The organism is Streptomyces sp. NPDC087270, from assembly GCF_044744625.1.
In the GTDB taxonomy this organism is placed as follows: domain Bacteria; phylum Actinomycetota; class Actinomycetes; order Streptomycetales; family Streptomycetaceae; genus Actinacidiphila.
The window spans coordinates 279,596-305,018 of the sequence record NZ_JBIUYR010000006.1 but is presented as its reverse complement, the minus strand read 5'-3'; the positions used below and the strand labels follow the sequence as shown (position 1 = coordinate 305,018).

Here is a 25,423-nt window from a genome sequence, read left to right as displayed (position 1 = left end):
CCGTATGGCGACGACCCTTGGCAACGGTGAGGTTCCCCCGCTCGGCGTCGTGAAGGTGCTGCTCGCCGACGACCAGGCGTTGCTGCGGGGCGCGTTGCGCATGCTGGTGGAGTCCGAGCCGGACATGGTCGTGGTGGGCGAGGCGGTGGACGGGGCCGAGGCCGTCCGGCTGGTGCGGGCCGAGCGGCCGGACGTGGTGCTGATGGACATCCGGATGCCGGGCACCGACGGGATCGCGGCCACCCGGGAGATCCTCGCCGACCCCGAACTCGCCAGGACCGCGGTGCTGGTGCTGACCACCTTCGAGGCGGACGAGTACGTGGTGCGGGCGATCCTCGCCGGCGCCTCCGGGTTCCTCGGGAAGGGCGCCGAGCCGGACGAGCTGCTCAGCGCGATCCGCACCGTGGCCAAGGGTGAGGCGCTGCTCTCCCCCGCCGCCACGAGGAGCCTGATCTCCCGGTTCGTCGCCCAGCAGCACGGCGTCGACGACGAACCGCGCACCGTGCCGGGGCTGGACACCCTCACCTCCCGCGAGCGCGAGGTCCTCATCGAGGTCGCCGGCGGCCTCCCCAACGACGCGATCGCCGCCCGCCTCGGGGTCAGCCCGCTCACCGTGAAGACCCATATCAACCACACCATGGCCAAACTCGCGGCCCACGACCGTGCCCAACTCGTCGTGGCCGCCTACGAATCCGGCCTGGTCCGCCCCCAACGCCCCTGACCTCGCGGAACGTTGCCGCCGGGAGGGCACCGCGGCGGAATTCCGCCGCCGGGAAACGCACAGATTCGGACAGGTGAACGCGCTCTCAGAAAAATGAAAGCAACAAATGTTGACCCAACCAATCAGCGCGCGTACCTTCCCAGCGAGCCGCCGGAAGCCGGACCGCGGCTGAAATCGGCTGCCGTAGCGTCAAGTTGAAGCAAGCTCCCACCACCCCCCACCACAGGAGCGCGCCATGCACACTGACCCAACCGCGGCCGTGGGACGAGGACATGTCCCCCGGTTGCGCGGAATCCTGCTGTCGGCCGTCGCCGCGCTCGCGCTCGTGGTCGGCCTGCTGATCAGCCTGCCCGGCACGTCGGCGCACGCCGCCGACTCGCTGCCGTGCGACATCTACGCCGCCGCGGGCACCCCGTGCGTGGCCGCGCACAGCACCACCCGCGCCCTCTACGCCTCGTACGACGGCCCGCTGTACCAGGTGACCCGGGCCTCCGACGGGGCCAGGACCGACGTCGGGCTGCTGGCGCAGGGCGGTTACGCGAACGCCGCCACGCAGGACTCGTTCTGCGCGGACACCACGTGCAGCATCAGCAAGGTCTACGACCAGTCGCCCCGGCACAACGACCTCGACCCGGGGCCGGCCGGCACCGCGGGCAGCGCGGACCGGGGCGCCGACGCGAGCGAACTCGCCGTCACCGCGGGCGGCCACAAGGTGTACGGTATCTGGATCTCACCGGGCGTCGGCTACCGCTCGAACGGCGCCGCGTCCGGCACCGCGGTCAACGGCCAGCCCGAGGGCGCGTACATGGTGGCCAGCGGCACCCACGTCGGCTCCGACTGCTGCTTCGACTACGGCAACGCGGAGTCCACCGCGGCCGACACCGGCAACGGCCACATGGACGCCGTGTCCATCGCGACCACCTGCTACTTCGCACCGTGCACCGGTTCGGGCCCCTGGGTCGAGGCGGACATGGAGAACGGCATGTTCCAGGGCGACAACGGTTCCAACACCGCCAACGCCGGGAACAACAGCACCTTCGTCACCGCCGTGCTGAAGAACAACGGGCAGACGACGTACGCCCTGAAGGGCGGCAACTCGCAGTCCGGCGGCCTGTCGACATGGTGGAACGGATCGCTGCCGACCAGAGGCGGCTACATGCCGATGCAGCAGGAGGGCGGCATCATCCTGGGCACCGGCGGCGACAACAGCAACCGGAACATGGGGACGTTCTTCGAGGGCGTGATGGTCTCCGGCTACCCGACCGACGCCGCCGAGGACGCGGTCCAGGCGAACGTCGTCTCCGTCGGCTACTCCGGCGAGACGAACATCCCCAACGGCCCCCAGGGCACGATCACCGGGCCGGGCGGGCAGTGCGTCGACGTCGCGGCCGACGACACCGGCACCGACGGCTCCGCGGTCCAGCTCTGGAACTGCCAGTCCTACGCGGAGGACCAGTACTGGACCCACCACACCAACGGCTCCCTCAGCACGATCGGCCGCTGCCTCGACATCATCGGCAACGGCACGGCCAACGGCACCGAGGTCGAACTCTGGGACTGCAACGGAGTCGGCGGCCAGGTCTGGCAGCAGCAGTCCGACGGCTCCCTCTTCAACCCCCAGTCCGGCCGCTGCCTCGACTCCCCCAACGGCGCGACCGGCAACGGCACGAGGCTGCGGATCTGGGACTGCAACGGGTCCGCGGCGCAGAAGTTCACGCTCAACTGAGCGTGTGACGACGCCCTTGCTCCATCGGCCCGGCGCGCGCCCCTCATCACGGGGCGCGCGCCGGGCCGGCCGTTGTCCGTTCGCTCGGCCAAGCGGAGATGCCACCGACTGATCGTTTCTGCACGTAAACGACCACCTACGCTCCGTGCTTATGGTCACCTCATCGCATGAGGCGATGCACCGGATCTTCCATGAGGACGCCGGCATCTTCGCCCGGACCTTCCGCCGCCTCGGACTCCCCTTCTCCGACCCGGTCGCGGTCTCCCTCCTGCCCACCGACGTCACCGAGCTCAAACCGCTCGAACGGCGCCTCGACACCCTCCTCCAGATCGACTGCGCCGACGGCCAGAGCTACCTGCTCGCCATCGAGGCGCAGAGCCGCAAGGACCCGGACAAGGGCGCCAGTTGGGCGTACTACCTGGCCTACCTGCAGGCCAAGTACCGCAAGCCACCGGTCCTTCTGGTCACCTGCCAGGACGAGAAGACGGCACGCTGGGCCAAGGGGCCCTTCCACTTCGGGATCTCCCACTGGCGCAGTCTCACCGTCCGCCCCCTGGTCCTCGGCCCCCACAACGTGCCGGTCATCACCGACAAGGAGGCCGCCGCCAAGGACATCCCCCTGGCCGTTTTCTCCGCGATCACTCACGGTGAGCATCCCCAAGCAGATATGATGCTGGAGGCACTGGCTTCCGCCCTGAAGACGGTCGACGAGTCCACCGCCTCGATCTTCAGGGAGCTCACCGAACTCGGACTGGGCAGCAGCCCGGCAGCACACATCTGGAAGGACCTCATGGCCGTCGACCTCTCCTTCTTCCGCTCCGAGACCTCGGAGAAGCTCCGCGACGAAGGCCGCGCGGAGGGCCGCGTGGAGGACTTGCTTCTCCTGCTGAAGACCCGAGGTCTCCTCGACGACGCCATCCGCTCACGCGTCACCGCATGCGGCGACCCGGACCTCCTGCGCGCGTGGTTCCAGCGGGCACTGACCGCGGGGACCGCCGAGCAGATCTTCATCGGGGGCGACGAACCCACGGGCTGAGTACGGGTTCCCGCGCGGTCGTTCCCTGTGAGTCGGGGGTGGCTGCGCGGGCGGGTGGGCTGTCATAGGGTGCCGGACATGACTCAGGAGCCGGTGCCGTGGGCGGGTGGGGAAAAGCTGGACCAGCGGGTCTCGCATGAGGACCGGGAGCGGGTCGCGGAGGTGTTGCGCGTCGCCGCGGGCGACGGCCGGTTGAGCCTGGAGGAGCTGGAGGAGCGGCTGGAGAGCTGCTTCGGGGCACGGACGTACGGGGACCTCGCGCCGCTGGTCGCGGACCTGCCCGGGCAGACGTCGGTGACGCCGGCGGAGGCGGTACGGACGAAGGACGTCGTACGGGTGCGGCGGGTCGGCGCGAGCCTGCGGTACGAGGGCCCGTGGGTGGCACCGCGTCGCCTGGAAGCGGAGGTACGCGGCGGCAACGTGGTGCTGGACTTCTCCACCGCGACGGTGCGCGGAGCGGTCACCCACGTGGACGTCGAGTTGCGCGGCGGCAACCTGCGGCTGATCGTCCCGGACGGCTACTCCGTGGACGCCGACGAGATCGACATCCGCGGCGGCTCGGTGCGCCACCGCCACGCGCAGGACCGCCCGCAGGGCATCCCCATCACCCACCAGATCGTCATCACCGGCAAGTTGACCGGCGGCAACGTGGTGATCCAGCCGCCGCGACCGCCCCGCCGGCCGGGCCTGCTGCGCCGGATGTTCGGAAGCGGCAAGTAGCCGCGGCAAGTACCCGCGGCAGGAAGCTACGGCGCCGGCCCGCCCCGCGGTCCTGCTCGCCTCCTCCATGCGCGAGCGCCGGTACGGCCCGCCGTGAAAACCGGGTGCCCGCCGCCGGTGCGGCGCCCTACGCTCGCCGGATGGGAGCCGAATCCGCCCTGCTGAACGTGATCGACGTGGAAGCCACCTGCTGGGAGGGGCAACCGCCGCCCGGCTCGGTGAGCGAGATCATCGAGATCGGCCTCACCGTGGTCGACCTCCTGGCGAGGCGCCGGGTGTCGCGGCACCGCATCCTGGTGCGGCCCCACCGTTCCGCGGTGAGCCCGTTCTGCACCGAACTGACCGGCCTGACGCAGGCCGAGGTGGCGCGGGGCGTCACCTTCGCGGAGGCGTGCCGGCTGCTCGTGGCGGAGCACGCGGCGGAGGAACGCCCGTGGGCGAGCTGGGGCGAGTACGACCGCAGGCAGTTCGCCCGGCAGAGCAAGGCCGACGCGGTGGCGTACCCCTTCGGCCATCCCACCGAGCGCTCCCACACCAACGCGAAGGCCGTGTTCACGACCGCCCACGGGCTGCGCCGGAAACCGGGCATGAGCGGCGCCCTCCAGATCGCCGGGCTGCCGCTCGAAGGACGCCATCACAGCGGTGAGGACGACGCGTGGAACCTCGCCGCGCTCGTCCTCGACCTGGTCGGCCGAGGGGCCTGGCCGGCCCTGCCCCGCTGAGGTCCGCGCAGGTCGCGGAGGCGGGAGCGGTAGCCTCACGCGGTGGACGAGGCAGCGGCGGGGCCGCAGGCAGAGGCGAGGGCGCGGCCGGGCGACGCGCTGCGGTTCGCGTTCGGCACGTTGACGGTGGTGCCGGTGCGGGTGACCCGCTGGGACCGGGCTGCCGCGCGCGGCGGGATGGCGGCGGCGCCGCTGGTGGGCGTGGCGATCGGGGCCGGCGCGGGCGCGGTCGGCGCGGGACTGCGCGCGGCCGGGGCGAGCGCGCTGCTGGCCGCGGTGGGCGCGGTCGCCGTGCCGGCCGTACTGACCAGGGGGCTGCACCTCGACGGACTGGCCGACACCGCCGACGGGTTGGGCAGCGGCAAGCCGCCCGCGCAGGCGCTGGACATCATGAAGCGCTCCGACATCGGGCCCTTCGGCGTGGTGACCTTGACGCTGGTGCTGCTCGCGCAGGTCGCCGCGCTGGCCGCGTGCTACGGGCACGGGTGGGTCTACGGTTTCACGTCCGCGGTGGCCGGGGCGGTGGCGGGGCGCGCCGCGATGACGCTCGCGGCCCGGCGTGGGGTGCCGGCGGCCCGGCCGGGCGGCCTCGGGGCTGCCGTCGCCGGGGTGCTGCCGGCCCGGACGGCGTGGGCCGTGGCCGCGGGGTGCGCCGGCCTCGCCGCGCTCGCCGGCGCGGGCTTCCACGGTCTGACCTGGCTGCGCCTCCTGCTCGCCGTCGCCGTCGCCGTGACCGCGGCCGAGGTGCTGCTGCGCAGGTGCCGGGCCCGGTTCGGCGGGGTGACCGGCGACGTGTTCGGGGCGCTGTGCGAGACCGCCGTCACCGCCGCCCTGCTGGTGCTGTCGCTGCGCTGACCCCCGGCCCACCGGCCGCCACGGGCCGCCGTCCTGACGGCCCGCCACCGATGCCGCCACCGATGCATCGCACGGGTGTCGCGCGCCGGCTCCGCGTCGTATCCCTGCCGTGCTTCGGGCGGTAAGGCCGCGGCGGGGCAACCGCCCCGTACCGGCGCCCGGTTGCCGCCGTCGCGGACCGCGGGCCCGCGGGTGCGCCCGGACGGGTGCGGACACGTCCGCCCGCCCGGCCACTGAGCCGCAACGCGGCAGCGTAGGCTCGTTGGAGGGCCGCTCCGCCGGCGTGGCGGCCCGCACCCCTTCGACCGTTAGGACCCCACCCACCGTGACTGCTCTGACACTAAGCGCCTCTTCCGCCGCAGCGCTGCGCGCGGATGCCGTCGTCGTAGGCGTGACCAAAGGCCCAAAAGGCCCGCGCCTGGCGCCGGGAGCGGACGCCGTGGACGACGCGTTCGGCGGCAAACTGGCCGCCGTCCTTGAGAACCTGGGCGCGTCCGGCGCCGAGGGCGAGTCGACCAAGGTGCCCGCGCCCGACGGCGTGAAGGCGCCCGTGGTGCTCGCGGTCGGCCTCGGCGAGCCCGCCGGGAACCACGAGCCGTACGACGCCGAGGCCCTGCGCAAGGCCGCGGGCGTCGCCGCCCGCACCCTGGCCGGCGCCAAGAAGGCCGTCTTCGCGCTGCCGGCGGCCACCGCCGCCGACGTCGAGGCCGTCGCGACCGGTGCGCTGCTGGGCGCGTACGCCTTCACCGCGTACCGCTCCGACAGCAAGAAGGACGCGCGCGGGCCGCTCGGCGAGGTCGCCGTGGTCGGCGCGAAGCCGCGCGACAAGGAGCACAAGGCCGCCGCCGCGCGCGCCGTCGCGGTCGCGGCCGAGGTCAACCGGGCCCGCGACCTGATCAACACCCCGCCGAACGACCTCACCCCGAAGGCGTTCGCCGCGGCCGCCCAGGAGGCGGGCAAGGAGTTCGGCCTGAAGGTCGAGGTGCTGGACGAGAAGGCGCTCACCAAGGGCGGCTACGGCGGCATCCTCGGCGTCGGCCAGGGCTCGGCGACGCCGCCCCGGCTGGTCAAGGTCGCCTACACCCACCCCGAGGCGACCCGCACGCTCGCCTTCGTCGGCAAGGGCATCACCTACGACTCGGGCGGCATCTCGCTGAAGCCCCCGGGGCACAACGAGACGATGAAGTGCGACATGAGCGGCGCGGCCGCCGTGTTCGGCGCGGTGCTGGCGACCGCGAAGCTCGGCCTGGCGGTCAACGTGACCGGCTGGCTGGCGCTGGCCGAGAACATGCCCGGCGGCAACGCGATCCGCCCGGGCGACGTGCTGAAGATGTACAGCGGCAAGACCGTCGAGGTGCTGAACACCGACGCCGAGGGCCGCCTGGTGCTGGCCGACGCGCTGGCCCGCGCCTCGGAGGAGTCGCCGGACGCGATCGTGGACGTGGCGACGCTGACCGGGGCGATGGTGCTGGCGCTCGGCGACGGCCGGTTCGGGATCATGGCCAACGACGACGACTTCCGGGCCGCCGTGCACGACGTGGCGCTGGCGGAGGGCGAGGACTCCTGGCCGATGCCGCTGCCGCAGCAGCTGCGCAAGACGTTCGACTCGCCGGTCGCGGACATCGCGAACATGGGGGTGCGGCCCGGTGGCGGCCTGATCGCCGGGCTGTTCCTGCGGGAGTTCGTCGGCGAGGGCATCACCTGGGCGCACCTGGACATCGCCGGCCCCGCCTTCCACGAGGGCGCGCCGTTCGGCTACACCCCCAAGGGCGGCACCGGCACGGCCGTCCGCACCCTGGTCGGCCTCGCCCGCACGGCGGCAGAGGGCAACCTCTTCTGACAAGTCGGACCCGTGGCGGCAATTCGAGGCCGACCGGGTGAGATGTGTCACGTACGGCCCTGGGTGATCTGCCCGGGGCCGTACCTGCTACGTCACACCGCATGGCCCGATGCCTCACCGCCCGCCAACAAGTGCGAAGATGTGGGTCGGCACGACAGGGCCCCCTTTGAGACAAAGCGGCCGAACCAAAGCCGCCGTCCGGTCTAGGTGGACCGGCTCCGGCGAACCCATGCATGGAGGACGTGACGTGGCGAACGACGCCAGCACTGTTTTCGACCTAGTGATCCTCGGCGGTGGCAGTGGCGGTTACGCGGCTGCCCTGCGTGCCGCACAGCTTGGACTCGACGTCGCCCTGATCGAGAAGAACAAGCTCGGGGGCACCTGTCTGCACCAGGGCTGCATTCCCACCAAGGCGCTGCTGCACGCCGGCGAGATCGCCGACCAGGCTCGTGAGAGCGAGCAGTTCGGTGTGAAGGCGACCTTCGAGGGCATCGACATCGCGGCCGTCCACAAGTACAAGGACGACGTGATCTCCGGCCTCTACAAGGGCCTGCAGGGCCTGGTGGCCTCGCGCAAGGTGACGTACATCGAGGGCGAGGGCCGGCTCTCCTCCCCCACCTCGGTGGATGTGAACGGGCAGCGCATCCAGGGCCGGCACATCGTGCTGGCGACCGGGTCCGTACCGCGCTCGCTGCCGGGCCTGACCATCGACGGCAACCGCGTCATCTCCTCCGACCACGCCCTGGTCCTGGACCGGGTGCCGCAGTCGGCGATCATCCTGGGCGGTGGCGTGATCGGCGTCGAGTTCGCCTCGGCGTGGAAGTCCTTCGGTACCGACGTGACGATCGTCGAGGGCCTGCCCCACCTGGTGCCGGTCGAGGACGAGAACAGCTCGAAGCTGCTGGAGCGGGCCTTCCGCAAGCGCGGCATCAAGTTCAACCTGGGCACCTTCTTCCAGGGCGCCGAGTACACCGACAACGGCGTCAAGGTCACCCTGGCCGACGGCAAGACCTTCGAGGCGGAGGTGCTGCTGGTCGCGATCGGCCGCGGCCCGGTCTCGCAGAACCTCGGCTACGAGGAGCAGGGCGTCGCCATGGACCGCGGCTACGTCCTGGTCGACGAGTACATGCGCACCAACGTGCCGACGATCTCCGCGGTGGGCGACCTGGTGCCCACCCTCCAGCTCGCGCACGTCGGCTTCGCCGAGGGCATCCTCGTCGCCGAGCGGGTGGCCGGCCTCAAGCCCGTGCCGATCGACTACGACGGTGTGCCGCGGGTGACGTACTGCCACCCCGAGGTCGCCTCGATGGGCATCAGCGAGGCGAAGGCCAAGGAGGTGTACGGCGCGGACAAGGTCGTCACGCTCAAGTACAACCTGGCCGGGAACGGCAAGAGCAAGATCCTCAAGACCGCGGGCGAGGTCAAGCTCGTCCAGGTGCGCGACGGCGCCGTCGTGGGCATCCACATGGTCGGCGACCGGATGGGCGAGCAGGTCGGCGAGGCGCAGCTCATCTACAACTGGGAGGCGCTGCCCGCCGAGGTCGCGCAGCTCATCCACGCCCACCCGACGCAGAGCGAAGCTCTCGGCGAGGCCCACCTGGCGCTCGCCGGCAAGCCGCTGCACTCGCACGACTGACCCTCGAACACGCCACCCATCCGCACAGATCGTTAGGAGCAACCGCAACCATGGCGGTTTCCGTAACCCTGCCGGCGCTCGGCGAGAGCGTGACCGAGGGCACCGTCACCCGCTGGCTGAAGGCCGAGGGCGAGCGTGTCGAGGCCGACGAGCCCCTGCTCGAGGTCTCGACCGACAAGGTCGACACCGAGATCCCCTCTCCCGCGTCCGGCGTCCTGGCGTCCATCAAGGTCGCCGAGGACGAGACGGTCGAGGTCGGCGCCGAGCTGGCCGTGATCGACGACGGCTCGGGCGCCCCCGCGGCGCCCGCGGCCCCCGCCGCGCAGCCGGCCCCCACCCCGGAGCCGGAGCCGGCGCCCGCGCCGACCCCGGCCGCCGCCACCCCCTCCACCGAGGCCGCGGCTCCCGCCCCCGCCCCGACCGCGCAGGCGGCCGCGGGTGGTTCCGGCGCGTCCGGCACCGACGTGGTGCTGCCCGCGCTGGGCGAGTCCGTCACCGAGGGCACCGTCACCCGCTGGCTGAAGTCGGTCGGCGACAGCGTGGACGCCGACGAGCCGCTGCTCGAGGTCTCCACGGACAAGGTCGACACCGAGATCCCGTCGCCCGCGTCCGGCACCCTGCTGGAGATCCTGGTCCAGGAGGACGAGACGGCCGAGGTCGGCGCGAAGCTGGCGGTCATCGGTGCGGCCGGTGCCGCTCCGGCGGCGGCTCCCGCGCCTGCCGCGCCCGCCCCGGCCCCCGCGGCCCCGGCTCCCGCTCCCGCCGCCCCTGCCCCGGCACCGGCTCCGGCCGCGCCGGCTCCGCAGGCCGCCGCTCCGGCTCCGGCCGCTCCGGCGCCTGCCCCGCAGGCCCCGGCTCCCGCACCGGCTCCGGCTCCGGCTCCGGCTCCGGCTCCGGCCGCCCAGCCCGCTCCCGCCGCTCCGGCGGCTGCCGCGGGTGCCGGCGACGGCGCCTACGTCACCCCGCTGGTCCGCAAGCTCGCCGCCGAGAGCGGCGTGGACCTCGGCGCGGTGCGGGGCACCGGCGTCGGCGGCCGTATCCGCAAGCAGGACGTGCTCACCGCGGCCGAGGCGGCCAAGGCCGCCGCGACCCCGGCGGCGGCCGCGCCCAAGGCGGCGAAGTCCGTCGAGGTCTCGCCGCTGCGCGGCCAGACGGTCAAGATGACCCGGATGCGCAAGGTCATCGGCGACAACATGATGAAGGCCCTGCACTCGCAGGCGCAGCTGACCAGCGTGGTCGAGGTGGACGTCACCCGGGTCATGCGGCTGCGCGGGCTGGCCAAGGAGTCCTTCGCGGCACGCGAGGGCGTGAAGCTCTCCCCGATGCCGTTCTTCGTCAAGGCCGCCGCCCAGGCGCTCAAGGCCCACCCGGTGATCAACGCCCGCATCAACGAAGACGAGGGCACGATCACCTACTTCGACACCGAGAACATCGGTATCGCGGTGGACTCCGAGAAGGGCCTGATGACCCCGGTCATCAAGGGCGCCGGCGACCTGAACATCGCGGGCATCGCCAAGAAGACCGCCGAGCTGGCGGGCAACGTCCGGGCCAGCAAGATCACCCCGGACGACCTGGCGGGCGCGACCTTCACGATCAGCAACACCGGTTCGCGCGGCGCGCTGTTCGACACGGTCATCGTGCCTCCGAACCAGGCCGCGATCCTCGGCATCGGCGCGACCGTCAAGCGCCCGGTGGTCGTGGAGACCGCCGAGGGCACGGTCATCGGCGTCCGGGACATGACGTACCTGGCGCTGTCCTACGACCACCGGCTGGTGGACGGTGCCGACGCGGCCCGTTACCTGACGGCGGTCAAGGAGATCCTGGAGGCGGGCGAGTTCGAGGTCGAGCTCGGCCTGTGAGCGCCTCCCGCGCCTGAGCGGTACCGCGTCAACGGCGCCCCCGCCCCGTCCACCGGGTGCGGGGGCGCCGGCGCGTCCCGCCGCTGTCCAGGCAGGTCCCGGCCGCCGCGTAGGAGCCGGATACGTCCCGGCGGGCGGCAGCTGCACCGCCGCGTCGTATCGTCATAGGCACGCAACAGTGAAGGAGCGCGCCCCCATGGCCCAAGCCGCCGCCCCTCATCTGGTCGTGCACAGCCTGCGCGAGCAGATCCGCGAGCACATCCTCGACGGCATCGTCAGCGGGCGCTGGAAGCCGGGCGAGCGGATCGTGGAACGGCGGATCGCGGTCGAGCTCCAGGTCAGCCAGACGCCGGTACGCGAGGCGCTGCGCGAGCTGGAGACGCTGCGGCTGATCGAGTCGGCGCCGAACAAGGGCGTGCGCGTGCGCGGGCTCACCGCGGCGGACGTCAAGGAGAGCTACCCGGTGCGGGCCGGCCTGGAGCAGGTCGCGGCGGAGCTGGCGGCCGGCACCCTCGCGGAGGACCCGAGCGCGCTGGAGCGCGAGGTGGCCGCGCTCCGGGCGGCCGACACCGCCCTCGACGACGAGGCGCAGGTGCGGCACACCGTCGCCTTCCACCACGAACTGGTCCGCGCGGCCGACAACGGCGTGCTGCTGCACGTCTGGGAGTCGCTCGGGATCGAGGTGTGGACCACGCTGTCGATGCGGTGGCTGAGCCCGGCGCCGCGCGCGTACGCCGACGAGCACCAGGAGCTGGTCGACGCGTTCACGGCCCGCGACCCCCGGATCGGCGAGCTGATCAAGTCCCACGTGCTGAGCTGCGCCCCGCAGGTGTAGGGCTGCCGAAGGGCCGCGGGGAGCCCCGCCGCCCTTCGGTAGGCTCGGGTCCGTGCCCGTTCCGCCACCGTTTCCAAGGCGAAGCCCGCCTGTCACTGGGTGCCTTAAAGGCTGGCACCCCGTGCCGACCTCCAGTTACTTGCCCGCGGGCCATTGATCGATCATCGATCGAAGCGTAACGTCGGTCAGTGGGGAGCAACCTGTCGTGCCCGACTCACACTTCCCACCCCCTCCCTCCGTTGTCTGGAAGGCGGCACACACCCATGCCTGACGCCGTAGGCCGTACCCGGCCGAGTCAGCTCGACCAGATCCCCGACGTCGACCCGGAGGAGACCGCGGAATGGCGCGCGTCCCTGGACGCGGTCGCCAAGGCCGCGGGTCCGCACAGGGCGGCGTACCTGATGCGCCGCACCCTGGAGAGCGGTAGCGAAAGCGGCCTCGCGCTGCCGACGCCGCTGGAGACCGAGTACATCAACACCATCCCCACCGCCGCCGAGCCCGCGTACCCGGGCGACGAGGCGATGGAGGCGCGGATCACCGCCTGGAACCGCTGGAACGCGGCGGCGATGGTCACCCGCGGCAGCAAGCTCGGCCTCGGCGGCCACATCGCCACCTTCGCCTCGGCCGCCTGGCTCTACGAGACCGGCTTCCAGCACTTCTTCCACGGCAAGGAGGGCGCCGGCAGCGGCGACCAGCTCTACATCCAGGGCCACGCCTCGCCCGGCATCTACGCCCGCGCGTTCCTCGACGGGCGGCTGACCGAGGCCCACCTGGACCGCTTCCGGCAGGAGGCCGGCGGCGACGGCCTGCCGTCGTACCCGCACCCGCGGCGGCTGCCGTGGCTGTGGGAGTTCCCGACCGTGTCGATGGGCCTCGGCCCGCTCTCGGCGATCTACCAGGCGCGCTTCAACCGCTACCTGGAGCACCGCGGCATCAAGGACACCTCGGCCTCGCACGTGTGGGCCTTCCTCGGCGACGGCGAGATGGACGAGCCGGAGTCGACCGCCGCCCTGGCGCTCGCCGCCCGCGAGGGCCTGGACAACCTGACCTACGTCATCAACTGCAACCTCCAGCGGCTGGACGGCCCGGTCCGCCCGAACTTCAAGATCGTGCAGGAGCTGGAGGCGCAGTTCCGCGCGGCCGGCTGGCACGTGGTGAAGGCGCTGTGGGGCGCGGCCTGGGACGAGGTGCTGGCCCAGGACACCGACGGCGCGCTGATCCGGCGGCTGCGGGACACCCCGGACGCCCAGTTCCAGACCTACGCCACCAGCGACGCGGCCTACCTGCGCGAGCACTTCTTCGGCGCGGACGCCTCGCTGCGCGCGATCGGCGGGCGGCTGACCGACGCGAAGCTGCTGGAGCTCTTCCAGACCTCGCGCGCCGGCCACGAGCCGCGCAAGGTGTACGCGGCCTACCGCGCGGCGCTGGAGCACAAGGGCGCCCCCACGGTGATCCTCGCGCAGACCGTGAAGGGCTACACGCTCGGCGCGGGCTTCGAGTCCCGCAACGCCAACCACCAGATGAAGAAGCTCACCGGCGCGCAGTTCCGCACCATGCGCGACCTGCTGGAGCTGCCCATACCGGACAGCGCGCTGGACGCCGACGTGGTGCCGTACTGGCACCCGGGCGAGGACTCCCCCGAGATGCGCTACCTGCGCGAGCGCCGGGCGGCGCTGGGCGGGCCGGCGCCGGCCCGCAAGGTCGTGGCGGCGCCGCTGCCGCTGCCGCCGGAGAAGGCGTACAAGTCCCTGGAGAAGGGCTCCGGCACCCAGGAGATCGCCACCACCATGGCGTTCGTCCGGCTGGTGAAGGACCTGATGCGGGAGAAGGAGACCGGGCGCCGCTGGGTGCCGGTCGTGCCCGACGAGGCCCGCACCTTCGGCATGGAGTCGCTCTTCCCGTCCGCCGGGCTGTACTCCCCCAAGGGGCAGACGTACGACCCGGTCGACCGCGACCAACTGCTGTACTACAAGGAGGCGAAGGACGGCCAGATCCTCAACGAGGGGATCACCGAGGCCGGTTCGCTCGCCGACTTCACCGCCGCGGCCACGTCGTACGCCACGCACGGCGAGCCGATGATCCCGTTCTACATCTTCTACTCGATGTTCGGGTTCCAGCGCACCGCCGACCAGTTCTGGGCGCTCGCCGACCAGCTGGGCCGCGGCTTCGTGATCGGCGCCACCGCCGGCCGCACCACCATGACCGGCGAGGGCCTGCAGCACGCCGACGGCCACTCCCACCTGCTCGCCTCCACCAATCCGGCGGCGCTCTCCTACGACCCGGCGTTCGCGTACGAGGTCGCGGTGATCGTCCGCGAGGGCCTGCGGCGGATGTACGGTCCGGCCGTCGAGGGCGAGGACCAGGACGTCTTCTACTACCTGACGGTGTACAACGAGCCGAAGGTGCAGCCCGCCATGCCCGAGGGTGTGGAAGAGGGCATCATCAAGGGCCTGTACCGCTATCAGCAGGCGGCACCGGCCGCCGCCGACGCGCCCCGCGCGCAGTTGCTGGCGTCGGGCACCGCGATCCACTGGGCGCTGGAGGCGCAGCGGCTGCTCGCCGAGGACTGGGGTGTGGCCGCGGACGTGTGGTCGGCGCCGTCCTGGACGCAGTTGCGGCGTGAGGCGCTGGAGTGCGACGCGGCGCGGCTGCGCGGCGAGGACCGGGTGCCGTACGTGACGCGGACGCTGGCCGGTGCGCCGGGTCCGGTGGTGGCCGTCAGCGACTGGATGCGGGCGGTGCCGGACCAGATCGCGCAGTGGGTCGAGCAGGACTGGACGTCGGTGGGCACCGACGGGTTCGGCCTGTCCGACACGCGTGACGCGGCCCGCCGGCACTTCGGCGTGGACCCGCAGTCGCTCACCGTGCAGGCGCTGGCCGCGCTCGCCCGGCGCGGCGAGGTCAAACCGGAGACGGTGAAGGAGGCCGCGGAGCGCTACGGGCTCTGAGGCACCGAGTGTCCTGACAGGGCTCGCGGCGGGGCCTTCACGCAGTCCCCGCCGCGGGTCCTGACGCGGCGTGTCCGGCGGCCGCCCCTCGGAACGGCGTGTTCCGAGGGGCGGCCGTCGTGACGTGCGGAATGTACCCGCCGGAAGGGATTGCGGGCTGCTACACCAACCGGTTAAGTTCCCCCGGATGCCTACCAAACAACGGCGGCTGACCTCCCCCACCGCTGACGACGTCCGCGCGTGGCACCGGGTGCGGTCCGCGGCGCTCGCTCACGACCGCCCGGGAGACCCGCTGCCGACCCTGGCCCATGTGCGGGCCTCGCTGACCACCGTCGGTCCCGGCAGTCGCTTAGCCCTGTGGCTGGTGCACGGCGCGAACGACGAGGGCGTGGCCACGGCGAAGCTCCGGCTGCCGGCCGCCGAGGGCGGTGGCCGCCTCGCGTCGGTGGAACTGACGGTCCATCCCGCGCACCGCAGGATGGGCATGGGGTCGCGGCTGCTGGCCACGGTGGTGGCCGCGGCGACCGAGGAGGACTGCCGCCGGCTGTCGACGGAAGTGCTGGCCGGCACCCCGGGGGAGAGCTTCCTCGCCACCCGGGAGTTCGTACCCGCGCTGCGGCTGACCTGGCAGCGGCTGGTGCTGGCCGAGATCCCGGAGCGGATCGTGAAGCTGCCGGACGTGCCGCACCCCGGCTACCGGCTGGCGGCCTGGGAGGGCGCGCCGCCGGATGCCCTCGCGGAGTCCTTCGCGGCGGCCCGGGCGGCCCTGGCGGACATGCCGAGCGGCGGCCTGGAGGTCAGCAGGACCCGCTGGGACGCCGAGCGGGTGCGGATGACCGCGGAGTTGGCGGCCCGGCGCGGTGAGCGGCTGCTGAACCACGCGGCGATCAGCGAGGCCGACGGTTCGGTGGCCGGGTACACGAAGCTGACGCTGCCGGCCGAGGCGGACGAGGGTGGCGACGGCGGGGCCGGGGACGCGAGCAGCGCCCGTGCCCGCGCGAAGCAGCTCGACACGGCCGTGGTGGCCGCCCACCGCGGTCACGGGCTCGGCCTGTGGCTGAAGTCGGCGATGCTGCGGCACCTGCTGGACGCGCACCCCGAGGTGACCGAGGTCGTCACCAACACCGCCGACGACAACCGCCACATGCTGGCGGTGAACGCGGCGCTGGGCTTCCGCCCCCTACGGCGCACCGTGGCGTATCAGCTCACGCTGCCGGCGTAACCCCCCGGGGTGGTGCGGTTCTGTACGTCGGGGGACCTCGCGGCCGGTGGTGGGCCGGTCGCGCGGTTCCCCGCGCCCCTGGTTCCCCGCGCCTCTGGTTCCGCGCGGCTCCTTCCGCGAAAAAGGGGGCATCCGCCAAGGGGCGCGGGGGACCTCGCGACCAGCCACCCATCGGCGGACGGTCCCGCAACCGAACAGCAACCAAGCACCCTGGGGGGTCGCGTTGCACAGGGCACCCTGGGGCGGGAAGCTGTACGCGTGATGGACGAGACGGAGTTCTGGGAGATCGTCGACAGCACCCGCGAGGCGTCGGACGACGATCCGGAGGAGCACGCCGACCTGATGGTCGAGCGGCTGGCCGGGCTCGATCCGGACGCCGTGCTGGACTTCGCCCGGCACTTCGAGACCCGCTTCAACCGGGCCTTCTCGTGGGACCTGTGGGGCGCCGCCGACATCATGCTTGGCGGCGCCGACGAGGACGCGTTCGACTTCTTCCGCTGCTGGCTGATCGGCCAGGGCCGGCACGTCTTCGAGGGCGCCCTGCACTCCCCCGACGACCTGGCCTTCCTGGTACCGGAGTTCGACCCGGAGGCGGACGGCGACGCCGAGGACCTGGGGTACGCCGCCGACGAGGCGTACGAGCAGTTGACGGGTGTGCGGCTGCCGGATCTGGAGCTGCCGCGGCAGGACGGCCCGGAGGGCGAGCGCCCGGAGTTCGACGACGACCAGGCGATGGCGGCCCGCTTCCCCCAGTTGTGGGCGCGCTTCGGGTAGGCCGGCGGCCCGACCGGGCACAATGGCCCGCATGCGTATCGCAGTCACCGGCGCCTCCGGGCTGATCGGCTCCGCCCTCACCGCCTCGCTGGCGGCCGACGGCCACGAGGTCGTCGCGCTGGTCCGGCGCGGCCCGCACGGCCCGGGAGAGGTCCGCTGGGACCCGTCCGCGGGCACCGTGGACCCCGACGGGCTGGCCGGCTGCGAGGCGGTCGTGCACCTGGCGGGCGCGCCGGTCGCGGAGCGGCGCTGGAGCGACAAGCGCAAGAAGGTCCTCCTCGACAGCCGGGTGGACGGCACCGCCACGATCGCGAAGGCGATGGCCGCGCTCGACCCGAAGCCGCGGGTGCTGGTGGCCGGCAGCGCGATCGGCTTCTACGGCGACACCGGGGACCGTTTCGTGGACGAGGACAGCCCGGCGGGCGAGGGGTTCCTCGCCGACCTGGTCCAGGCGTGGGAGGCCGCGGCCGACCCGGCGCGCGCGGCCGGCATCCGTACGGTGCACGCCCGTACCGGCCTGGTGGTCTCCCCGCAGGGCGGCGCGTGGGGGGCGCTGTTCCCGTTCTTCCGGGCCGGGCTGGGCGGGCGGCTCGGCAGCGGGCGGCAGTACTGGAGCTTCATCTCGCTGCGGGACGAGGTCGCGGCGCTGCGGTACGCCATCGACAACGAGGAGCTGTCGGGGCCGGTGAACCTGACCGGCCCGGAGCCCCGTACCAACAGCGAGGTCACCAAGGCGATGGGGCGGGTGCTGCACCGCCCGACGGTGCTGCCGGTGCCGTCGTTCGCGCTGCGCGCGGTGCTGGGCGAGTTCGCCGGCGATGTGACGGGCAGTCAGCGGGTGCGCCCCAAGCGGCTGCTGGACGCCGGGTTCTCCTTCGCGCACCCCGACCTCGACGACGCGATCAAGGCGGCGCTGCCGCCGCGCAACCGGGTCTGAGGGGCGGCCCGAGGGCCCCGGCGCCGTCCGGGCGGGCCCGCGGCCGGAAAACGCACCGGAAAGGGCCGGATCGGACCGGTCCGCCCCGCATCCTTTGCCTTTGATGAGGGCATGACCTTTAGCAGCGTTTCGCGCGAGCCGAGCCCACCTGCCGACCACCTGGCCGCAGTGGGTATATGACGGTGCGTCAACGGATCAGGGCCCCCGCTCGTCGCTCCGGTCCGCCACGCCCGTCGCGCAGACGCCAGCGGGGACCGGACCCGACCTCGGGAGGGGCATCGTGCTCTCACCAGCACGCCCGAAAGGCGTGGCCGCCGCCACGGATGTGATCGTCATCGGCGCGGGCCCGGCGGGCCTGGCCGCCGCACACCATCTGACCGAAGGGGGCCTGAGCGTCACCGTCCTGGAGTCCACCGAACGCGTCGGCGGGCGGATGGCCACCGACACCGTCGACGGCTTCCGGCTCGACCACGGGCCCCAACTGCTCAACACCGCCTACCCCGAGCTGCGCCGCGCCAGCGGCCTGCGCGGCCTGCCACTGGCCCATCTCGCCCCCGGCGCGCTCGTCCGCTCCGGCGGGCACGCCTACCGGGTCGGGGGCCCGCGCGGCGCGCGCGCACCGCTCGGCTCCGCCCGCGACCGGGCCCGGCTCGGCACCGCGCTGGACCGGCTCGCCGCCACCCCCACCCACCGCATCACCGCGCGCCCCGAGAGCACCGCCGCCCTCGCGCTGGCCGGCCGCGGCTTCGCGCCCCGCACCGTCGAGCACTTCCTGCGGCCGCTGCTCGCCGCGCTGCTGTGCGACGCCGAACTCGGCACGTCCAGCCGGGTCGCCGACATCGTGCTGCGCGGGTTCGCCCGCGGCCGCGCCTGCCTGCCGGTCGGCGGCGCCGCCCGCCTGCCCGAGCGGCTGGCGGCCACGCTCCCGCCCGGCACCATACGGTTCGGGGTCCGCGCCGCCCATGTCGCCGCGAACGCCGTGCACACCACCGACGGCGCCGAACTCCCCTGCCGCGGCGTGGTCGTCGCCACCGACGCCCACGCGGCCGCCGCGCTCCTGCCGGGCCTGCGCGTGCCCGGCTTCCACCCGGTCACCGTGGTCCACCACGCCGCGCCCGCCGCGCCCCTGCGCGAACCCGTGCTCGTCCTCGACGCCGACCGCCTCGGGCCGGTCTCCCACACCTACGCCGCCACCGCCATCGACCCCACCCGCGCGCCCACCGGCCGCACCCTCGTCACCTCCGTCGTCCTCGGCCCCCCGCCGGACGGCTCCGACGACAAGACCATCCGCTCCCACCTCGCCGACCTCTACGACACCTCCACCGACCGCTGGGACCTCCTCTCGCTGCGCACCACGCCCCACTCCGTCCCCGCCATGCCGCCGCCCCACGACCTGCGCCGCCCCGTCCGCCTCCTCGCCGGCCTCTACGTCTGCGGCGACCACCGCGACACCTCCACGATCCAGGGCGCCCTCTTCTCCGGCCGCCGCGCCGCCGCGGCCGCACTCCGCGACCTCGCGACGGGCTTCCCGGCGTGATCCCGGCCCGGGGTGGCGAGCGGGGCGTACGGGGCCGGGTGGACTCACCCGCCCCCGTACGCTCGCAGGTCCCCCCGGGCCGGAAACCTCCCGGGCCCGCCCCCGGAGGCACAGGTGGAGCCGCCCGGCGATGGAGGGAAGGCGGGGGGAGGTCAGCGCGGTAACACGGCCACGCGGTCGATCAGCGCGGTAACGCCGCCACGCGGTCGAGGAACGCGCGGACGGCGACCGTGTCGCGGAAGGGCTCCAACCGCCCCCGGAACTCCCGGACGTACTCGCCCGCGCGGACCGACCGCATCTCGCTCGCCCCGCGAACGACCTCCACCCCGTGCGCACAGGCGACCTCCACCTCGCCCAGCCCGAGCCGCGCGGACGCCAGCACGGTGCGGCAGAACAGCCTGCTGCGCGCGTACGCCGCCGCCCTGAGCTGCAGCGACCGCTCGGCGTACTGCACCGCCGCCCGGTACTGCCGCAGGTCCCGATGGCAGTGCGCGAACTCGTCCGCGAGCTGCGCCTCGTCGAAGAACCGCGCCCACCCGGGCACCTCGTCCCCGCCGCGGGCGGCGGACAGCGACCGCTCGGCGCGCGCCAGCGCCCCCGCACAGGCCCGCGCCTCCCCGATCAGCCCGTGCCCCCGCGCCTCGGCCGCGTGCAGCAGCGCGTGCACGACCGCGGGCGCCCCCGACCCGACCCCCTGCTGGGCGACCCGGGCGAGTTGCACCGCCTCGCGCCCGTGCCCGAGGTAGACGGCCTGACGGCTCATCGTGACCAGGACGTAGCTCCCGTAGACCCGGTCCCCGGCCGCCTGCGCCAGCCGCAGCGACTGCACGAAGTAGCGCTGCGCGAGACCGTGCGCCCCGATGTCGTACGAGGTCCACCCGGCGAGCCGGGTGAGGTCGGCGACGGAGGCGAACAGCCGGCGGCCGAGCGCCTCGCCGTAGGACCCGCGCAGCAGCGGCTCGGCCTCGTGCTCCAGGTAGCGGACGAGGGCCTGCCGGGCGTGCCCGCCGCCGTAGGCGTGGTCGAGGGAGCGGAAGAGGTCGCCGACGGCGCGTACCGCGGCGATGTCGCCCGCGCCGACCCGACCAGGAACGCCGCCGCCCGTCCCGGCTCCCGCATGGCCCCCGAGCAGCACGACCGGCTCGCCCTCGCGCGCCCCGCGGCTCTGCGTCGGCACCCGCGCGGCCCGGGCCGCCCAGGCGCCCTGGACCGCCACGGCCCCGCCCCCGGGCTCCTCCGCCCCGGCCGCGCGCTCCCCGTCGCCGTCCGCCGGGCCCGCCTCCGCCGCCACGGACGGCACCGGGGCCACCGGATGCTGCGGCCCCTGCCCCACCCGCTCGTCGGCCCGCCCGATCAGCCAGTCCCGGCTCGGCACCACCAGCCCCGCCGGGGTGAACGCGATCTTCCGCAACTCGGCCTGGTTCCCGGTGTCCTTGCGCCACAGCCCGCTGACGATGTCCACCGCCTCCTCGGGCGTGGCCGCGTACTCCAGCCCGGCGTAGACCGGCGCGCACGCGTCGAGCCCGAGGTCGGGCGCGGCCAGCCGGCGGCCGAGCCGCTGCGTGAAGACCTCCGCGATCAGCGCCGGCGTGGTGCCCCGGGGTTGCTGCCCGCGCAGCCAGCGGGTGATCGACGTCTTGTCGTAGCGCAGGTCGAGGCCGTGCTCGACGCCGAGTTGGTTGACCCGGCGGGCGAGTCCCGCATGCGAGAAGCCTGCTTCCGCGATGATCTCGGCGAGTTTGGTGTTGGCTCGGTTCTGCCGTTCGGTACGCGCCTGGCGGGGCGCCGCGCTGGTCGGAAGGTTCGGCGTTCGCTGCGTGGGGCGGTCCGTCATCGGCAGTACGGTCCACTTCCTCTGGGCGGTCTCAAGAACGGCGTGAATGTAACGGTCAGTGCCGGGAAGCTCACCGTAAGAGCCGTATATTCGCCCGAATGGACTACAACTGGCCGCATTCCGGACAGTTCCTGTGCGGCGGGATCGCGGTCGCGGCGGTGGTCGGGAAGGGGCCGGCCCCCGGCCGCGCAGGGCCCGCGGCACGGCCGCTCCGCGCGCCGCCGTACAGTGGCTGAGGTGCGCCCGGCCGCACCACCAGCCGTGGCCGGCAACGCGCCTCCGTCGCGTACCGCAGAGGAGTAGGAGTAGCCGTGAGCGAACTGCGCTTCGTCCACCTGGGGTTCGGCGCCGACGCCGTCGAGTACGAGGAAGCGTGGCAGGAGCAGCGCCGTGTGCACGCGGCCCGGTTCCTCGACGAGGTGCCCGACACCTGCCTGCTGCTCGAACACCCGCCGGTCTACACCGCCGGACGCCGCACCGCCGACAACGAGCGCCCCCTCGACGGCACCCCCGTGGTCGACGTCGACCGCGGCGGCAAGATCACCTGGCACGGCCCCGGCCAGATCGTCGGCTACCCGATCATGAAGCTCCCCCGCCCCGTCGACGTGGTCGCCCACGTCCGCCGGCTGGAGGAGGCGCTGATCCAGGTGGCCGCCGACTTCGGTCTGGAGACCTCGCGGGTGGAGGGGCGCAGCGGCGTGTGGGTGCTGGGCGACCCCGTGGAGCAGCGCCCGGGCGGCCTCACCCTGGACTTCGACCCGCGGCTGGCCGACGAGGAGTTCGACCCGCGGCTGAACGGCCCGGAGTACGCCCCCTCCAACGCCGGCCAGCGCCGCGAGGACCGCAAGCTCGCCGCGATCGGCATCCGCGTCGCGAAGGGCGTGACCATGCACGGCTTCGCGCTCAACTGCAACCCCGACAACACCTGGTACGACCGGATCGTGCCGTGCGGCATCCGCGACGCGGGCGTCACCTCGCTCTCGGCCGAACTGGGCCGGGACGTGCCGGTGGCCGAGGTGCTGCCGGTGGTCGAGAAGCACCTCACCGCGGTGCTCGGCACGGCCGTCCCGCTGCCCCGCGCGGTGTGAGCCGACCGGACGGCGTCGGCCCGGCGCGGTGTGTGCCGGGCGGACGGCGGCCCGGCGGGGACGGGAATGCCCCGTCCATGCCGCAGGTTGCATCGATGATGAGCCGTGGGAAGTACGGGCGTACGCTGGTGTTCGCCGTAGAATCGAAGCTTTAGAGGGAGCCGGTCGTGTCTGCAGTCGCACCCGACGGACGCAAGATGCTGCGCCTTGAGGTCCGCAACAGCCAGACCCCCATCGAGCGCAAGCCCGAGTGGATCAAAACCCGGGCGAAGATGGGTCCCGAGTACACGCAGATGCAGAAACTCGTGAAGAGCGAGGGCCTGCACACCGTGTGCCAGGAGGCGGGCTGTCCCAACATCTACGAGTGCTGGGAGGACCGCGAGGCGACCTTCCTCATCGGCGGCGACCAGTGCACGCGGCGCTGCGACTTCTGCCAGATCGACACCGGCAAGCCGCAGGCCCTCGACCGCGACGAGCCGCGCCGGGTCGGCGAGTCCGTGCTCACCATGGACCTGAACTACGCCACCATCACCGGCGTCGCCCGCGACGACCTGGAGGACGGCGGCGCCTGGCTCTACGCGGAGACCGTCCGGCGCATCCACGCGATGACCGCGGACCGCGCGGGCGGCCGTACCAAGGTCGAGCTGCTCATCCCCGACTTCAACGCCGAGCCCGCGCAGCTCGCCGAGGTCTTCGGCGCCCGCCCCGAGGTCCTGGCGCACAACGTGGAGACGGTGCCGCGGATCTTCAAGCGCATCCGCCCCGGCTTCCGCTACGAGCGCTCGCTTGAGGTGATCACCCGCGCCCGCGAGGCCGGCCTGGTCACCAAGTCCAACCTGATCCTGGGGATGGGCGAGGAGCGCGAGGAGGTCAGCCAGGCGCTGCAGGACCTGCACGACGCGGGGTGCGAGCTGATCACCATCACGCAGTACCTGCGGCCCTCCGCACGGCACCACCCGGTGGAGCGCTGGGTGAAGCCGGCGGAGTTCGTGGAGCTGAAGGAGGAGGCCGAGGAGATCGGCTATGCGGGTGTGATGTCCGGGCCGCTGGTGCGTTCGTCATACCGCGCCGGGCGGCTCTTCCAGCAGGCCATCGACCGGCGGGCCGGCCTGGACGCCCCGGCACACGCCGGCGGTGCGGCTTTCATACGCGATTGACCGGAAGGTCACCGGCTGGTAACACGGTGTGGCGAGACTTGTTCTCGCCGCACCGTTGTCGTGTCGGGCAGCGCGGCGCCGCCGTAGGTCCCGCACCGCACGCGTTCCGTACCTCCGCAGGGCCCTCCGCAGGTCCCGCACCGCAGGGTTTCGCACCGCAGGTTTCGCACCGCCCGTAGGTCCCGCACCGCCGTACGTCCGCCAGGCCCCGTACTGCCGCCAGACCCGTACCGCCGCTCTTCCCGCTCCGTCCACCTCCTTCCTCCTTCCTCCCGAGGGGACGCCATGTCGTCGTCGTCCGAGCAGGTGCACGTTCCCGGCCGCCTCCTGACCGGCCGCCGGCCCCTTTTCCGCCGCGGTCAGCGGCATGCGCCGGCGGTGCCGGTGGCGGGCGCGCTGCGCGCGGTGGAGACCCTTCTGCTGAGCGGCGGCCAGCAGACCGCCCGCAGGAACGCGTGGGCGGCCGTCGTGGCGGACCGGCAGCGCGCCAAGGACCGGCGAGAGGCCGAGCACGAGATCGCGGCGCTCGCGGGCGCGGAGCGCGGCGGAGCCGCCCGGCCGCGGTGACGGCGTACCGACAGGCCACGTATCCTTTGCCACATGGCGAGGAAGGAAACATCCGAGAGCAGTTCTGGACGGCTCGCGCAGATCGTCCAGACATACAAGATGACCAGGCAGGCCGATTCGAAGATCGGCCTTGTCCTTGCGGCTGTGGGAATCGTCACCTTCGGTGTCATCCTCGCCCTCGGCTTCTTGATCAACCACCCCATCTACGCGGGCATCCTGGGTCTCCTGGTGGGCCTGCTGGCGACCGCGGTGGTCTTCGGCCGCCGTGCCGAGCGGGCCGCCTTCGGGCAGCTCGACGGCAAGCCGGGCGCGGCAGCCGCCGTGCTGCAGAACGTGCGGGGCTGGACCGTGACCCCCGCGGTGGCGATGAACAAGAGCCAGGACGTCGTACACCGGGCGGTCGGCAAGGCCGGCATCGTCCTGGTCGGCGAGGGCAACCCGAACCGGGTGAAGGGGCTGCTGGCCGCCGAGAAGAAGAAGGTCGCCCGGGTCGTCTACGACGTGCCGGTGCACGACTACATCGTCGGTGACGACGAGGGCCAGCTTCCGCTGAAGAAGATCCGTACGACGCTGCTGCGGCTGCCGCGGTCGCTGAGCGGTCCGAAGACCACCGAGGTGAACGACCGGCTGCGGGCGCTCGGGGACCTGATGAGCAACATGCCGATTCCGAAGGGCCCGATGCCGAAGGGCATGCGGATGCCGCGCGGGCGCTGAGCGCTTCGCCCGTCGGAGCCGAGCGCGTCGCCCGTCGGAAGCCGAGCCGCTTCGCCTGCCGAAGCCGAACACGCCGAAGGGGCGCCGGGGAGATCCCGGCGCCCCTTTTCGTGCGCCCGCGCTGTTCGTGTCGGCGCGTTCCCGTCCTCGTGTTCCCGTTCCCGCGTCCCGCGTTCCCGTTCCCGCGTCCCGCCGTCAGATCCGGACCTGGACCGCCTTGGCGGCCTTGTCGTGCAGCCCCCGGGTGTCGCGGTCCCAGACCACCGCCGGGACGACCAGGAGCAGCAGCACCGTACGGATCAGCGCGGCGAGCGGGCTGAGCCGGCGGCCGTCAACGCCGATCACCCTCAGCCGGGTGATCAGTTTCCCCGGGGTGCTGCCGACCAGCGCGAGCCCGATCAGGCTGACCGCGCCGAAGACGACGAGCGCCCAGTTGTTCGCGGTGTGCACATTACGGTGAGCGATCAGGCCGTATGCGATCACCACGCACAGCACCCAGTCGATGAAGATCGCCGCGACCCGGCGGCCGATGGACGCGATGGACCCCGGTCCGTCCTCGGGCAGGCCCAGCCGCTCACCGCGGTAGCCGAACTCCACGCCCATCTGTTCCGCGGCCGCGCGCGGCCCGGAGAGCCACGATCCCACTACTTCCCTGTTGTCCACGGCATCCACGGTAACCCCGCGCACGAACGGAC

The 25,423-nt window shown here is 73.1% G+C and carries 21 protein-coding genes; 19 read left to right on the top strand and 2 right to left on the bottom strand.

Annotated elements, in window-relative coordinates; genetic code table 11:
• Positions 1–4: 4 nt before the first annotated feature.
• From ACIPAE_RS14845 to ACIPAE_RS14775, 15 genes are all read left to right on the top strand, one after another.
• Positions 5–721 (top strand): response regulator transcription factor, encoded by a 717-nt coding sequence (locus tag ACIPAE_RS14845; RefSeq protein WP_329370318.1) that lies wholly within the window; start codon positions 5–7, stop codon positions 719–721.
• 235 nt (positions 722–956) lie between these two features.
• On the top strand, positions 957–2,447 hold the full coding sequence (locus ACIPAE_RS14840; RefSeq protein WP_366413446.1) for an arabinofuranosidase catalytic domain-containing protein: 1,491 nt from the start codon (positions 957–959) through the stop codon (positions 2,445–2,447).
• A 151-nt stretch (positions 2,448–2,598) separates the two neighbouring features.
• Positions 2,599–3,483, top strand: a complete 885-nt coding sequence (locus ACIPAE_RS14835; RefSeq protein WP_402445343.1) for a hypothetical protein — start codon at positions 2,599–2,601, stop codon at positions 3,481–3,483.
• Positions 3,484–3,561: 78 nt separating this feature from the next.
• Positions 3,562–4,203: a DUF1707 domain-containing protein gene (locus tag ACIPAE_RS14830; RefSeq protein ID WP_402445341.1), complete on the top strand. Its 642-nt coding sequence runs from the start codon at positions 3,562–3,564 to the stop codon at positions 4,201–4,203.
• A 140-nt stretch (positions 4,204–4,343) separates the two neighbouring features.
• On the top strand, positions 4,344–4,925 hold the full coding sequence (locus ACIPAE_RS14825; protein ID WP_402445339.1) for an exonuclease domain-containing protein: 582 nt from the start codon (positions 4,344–4,346) through the stop codon (positions 4,923–4,925).
• A gap of 42 nt (positions 4,926–4,967) precedes the next feature.
• Positions 4,968–5,780 carry an adenosylcobinamide-GDP ribazoletransferase gene (locus tag ACIPAE_RS14820; RefSeq protein WP_329370308.1) on the top strand — a complete coding sequence of 271 codons (813 nt, stop codon included), beginning with the start codon at positions 4,968–4,970 and terminating at the stop codon, positions 5,778–5,780.
• A gap of 325 nt (positions 5,781–6,105) precedes the next feature.
• The gene (locus tag ACIPAE_RS14815) at positions 6,106–7,620 is read left to right on the top strand and encodes a leucyl aminopeptidase (protein WP_329370306.1); all 1,515 of its coding nucleotides are present in this window, start codon (positions 6,106–6,108) and stop codon (positions 7,618–7,620) included.
• A 247-nt stretch (positions 7,621–7,867) separates the two neighbouring features.
• On the top strand, positions 7,868–9,256 hold the full coding sequence (gene lpdA, locus ACIPAE_RS14810; protein ID WP_329370305.1) for a dihydrolipoyl dehydrogenase: 1,389 nt from the start codon (positions 7,868–7,870) through the stop codon (positions 9,254–9,256).
• Between the two features lie 50 nt (positions 9,257–9,306).
• Positions 9,307–11,115: a 2-oxoglutarate dehydrogenase, E2 component, dihydrolipoamide succinyltransferase gene (gene sucB, locus ACIPAE_RS14805; protein WP_402445337.1), complete on the top strand. Its 1,809-nt coding sequence runs from the start codon at positions 9,307–9,309 to the stop codon at positions 11,113–11,115.
• A gap of 196 nt (positions 11,116–11,311) precedes the next feature.
• The gene (locus ACIPAE_RS14800; RefSeq protein ID WP_329370301.1) at positions 11,312–11,950 is read left to right on the top strand and encodes a GntR family transcriptional regulator; all 639 of its coding nucleotides are present in this window, start codon (positions 11,312–11,314) and stop codon (positions 11,948–11,950) included.
• A 263-nt stretch (positions 11,951–12,213) separates the two neighbouring features.
• Entirely contained in the window at positions 12,214–14,898 is a 2,685-nt protein-coding gene (gene aceE / locus ACIPAE_RS14795; protein WP_329370299.1) for a pyruvate dehydrogenase (acetyl-transferring), homodimeric type, read from the top strand.
• A gap of 187 nt (positions 14,899–15,085) precedes the next feature.
• Positions 15,086–16,120: a GNAT family N-acetyltransferase gene (locus ACIPAE_RS14790; RefSeq protein ID WP_366412254.1), complete on the top strand. Its 1,035-nt coding sequence runs from the start codon at positions 15,086–15,088 to the stop codon at positions 16,118–16,120.
• Positions 16,121–16,381: 261 nt separating this feature from the next.
• Positions 16,382–16,894, top strand: coding sequence for a DUF4240 domain-containing protein (locus ACIPAE_RS14785; protein ID WP_329374368.1), 513 nt, complete (start codon positions 16,382–16,384; stop codon positions 16,892–16,894).
• A 22-nt stretch (positions 16,895–16,916) separates the two neighbouring features.
• Positions 16,917–17,831, top strand: a complete 915-nt coding sequence (locus ACIPAE_RS14780; RefSeq protein ID WP_329370295.1) for a TIGR01777 family oxidoreductase — start codon at positions 16,917–16,919, stop codon at positions 17,829–17,831.
• A gap of 280 nt (positions 17,832–18,111) precedes the next feature.
• Positions 18,112–19,368, top strand: a complete 1,257-nt coding sequence (locus ACIPAE_RS14775; RefSeq protein ID WP_329370293.1) for an FAD-dependent oxidoreductase — start codon at positions 18,112–18,114, stop codon at positions 19,366–19,368.
• A 181-nt stretch (positions 19,369–19,549) separates the two neighbouring features.
• Here the strand turns inward: ACIPAE_RS14775 and ACIPAE_RS14770 are convergent, their stop codons facing one another.
• Positions 19,550–21,202 carry a regulator gene (locus ACIPAE_RS14770; RefSeq protein ID WP_402445333.1) on the bottom strand — a complete coding sequence of 551 codons (1,653 nt, stop codon included), beginning with the start codon at positions 21,200–21,202 and terminating at the stop codon, positions 19,550–19,552.
• 311 nt (positions 21,203–21,513) lie between these two features.
• Here ACIPAE_RS14770 and lipB point away from each other — a divergent pair, with 311 nt between their 5' ends.
• The 4 genes from lipB (at position 21,514) to ACIPAE_RS14750 (ending at position 24,728) form a co-directional block, all read left to right on the top strand.
• A complete protein-coding gene (lipB, locus tag ACIPAE_RS14765) occupies positions 21,514–22,290 on the top strand; it encodes a lipoyl(octanoyl) transferase LipB (protein WP_329370289.1) in 777 nt (258 codons plus the stop codon).
• Positions 22,291–22,457: 167 nt separating this feature from the next.
• Positions 22,458–23,447, top strand: coding sequence for a lipoyl synthase (gene lipA / locus ACIPAE_RS14760; RefSeq protein ID WP_366412257.1), 990 nt, complete (start codon positions 22,458–22,460; stop codon positions 23,445–23,447).
• A gap of 327 nt (positions 23,448–23,774) precedes the next feature.
• The gene (locus tag ACIPAE_RS14755; RefSeq protein ID WP_402445500.1) at positions 23,775–24,014 is read left to right on the top strand and encodes a hypothetical protein; all 240 of its coding nucleotides are present in this window, start codon (positions 23,775–23,777) and stop codon (positions 24,012–24,014) included.
• Positions 24,015–24,047: 33 nt separating this feature from the next.
• The gene (locus tag ACIPAE_RS14750) at positions 24,048–24,728 is read left to right on the top strand and encodes a DUF4191 domain-containing protein (protein ID WP_328463149.1); all 681 of its coding nucleotides are present in this window, start codon (positions 24,048–24,050) and stop codon (positions 24,726–24,728) included.
• A 195-nt stretch (positions 24,729–24,923) separates the two neighbouring features.
• Here the strand turns inward: ACIPAE_RS14750 and ACIPAE_RS14745 are convergent, their stop codons facing one another.
• Positions 24,924–25,391 (bottom strand): RDD family protein, encoded by a 468-nt coding sequence (locus ACIPAE_RS14745; RefSeq protein WP_328463150.1) that lies wholly within the window; start codon positions 25,389–25,391, stop codon positions 24,924–24,926.
• Positions 25,392–25,423: the final 32 nt, after the last annotated feature.

Coding starts and splice junctions, on each gene's coding strand:
- ACIPAE_RS14845 (WP_329370318.1), top strand. CDS start 5: ATGGCGACGACCCTTGGCAACGGTGAGGTTCCCCCGCTCGGCGTCGTG.
- ACIPAE_RS14840 (WP_366413446.1), top strand. CDS start 957: ATGCACACTGACCCAACCGCGGCCGTGGGACGAGGACATGTCCCCCGG.
- ACIPAE_RS14835 (WP_402445343.1), top strand. CDS start 2,599: ATGGTCACCTCATCGCATGAGGCGATGCACCGGATCTTCCATGAGGAC.
- ACIPAE_RS14830 (WP_402445341.1), top strand. CDS start 3,562: ATGACTCAGGAGCCGGTGCCGTGGGCGGGTGGGGAAAAGCTGGACCAG.
- ACIPAE_RS14825 (WP_402445339.1), top strand. CDS start 4,344: ATGGGAGCCGAATCCGCCCTGCTGAACGTGATCGACGTGGAAGCCACC.
- sucB (WP_402445337.1), top strand. CDS start 9,307: ATGGCGGTTTCCGTAACCCTGCCGGCGCTCGGCGAGAGCGTGACCGAG.
- ACIPAE_RS14800 (WP_329370301.1), top strand. CDS start 11,312: ATGGCCCAAGCCGCCGCCCCTCATCTGGTCGTGCACAGCCTGCGCGAG.
- aceE (WP_329370299.1), top strand. CDS start 12,214: ATGCCTGACGCCGTAGGCCGTACCCGGCCGAGTCAGCTCGACCAGATC.
- ACIPAE_RS14790 (WP_366412254.1), top strand. CDS start 15,086: ATGCCTACCAAACAACGGCGGCTGACCTCCCCCACCGCTGACGACGTC.
- ACIPAE_RS14785 (WP_329374368.1), top strand. CDS start 16,382: ATGGACGAGACGGAGTTCTGGGAGATCGTCGACAGCACCCGCGAGGCG.
- ACIPAE_RS14780 (WP_329370295.1), top strand. CDS start 16,917: ATGGCCCGCATGCGTATCGCAGTCACCGGCGCCTCCGGGCTGATCGGC.
- ACIPAE_RS14770 (WP_402445333.1), bottom strand. CDS start 21,202: ATGACGGACCGCCCCACGCAGCGAACGCCGAACCTTCCGACCAGCGCG.
- ACIPAE_RS14750 (WP_328463149.1), top strand. CDS start 24,048: ATGGCGAGGAAGGAAACATCCGAGAGCAGTTCTGGACGGCTCGCGCAG.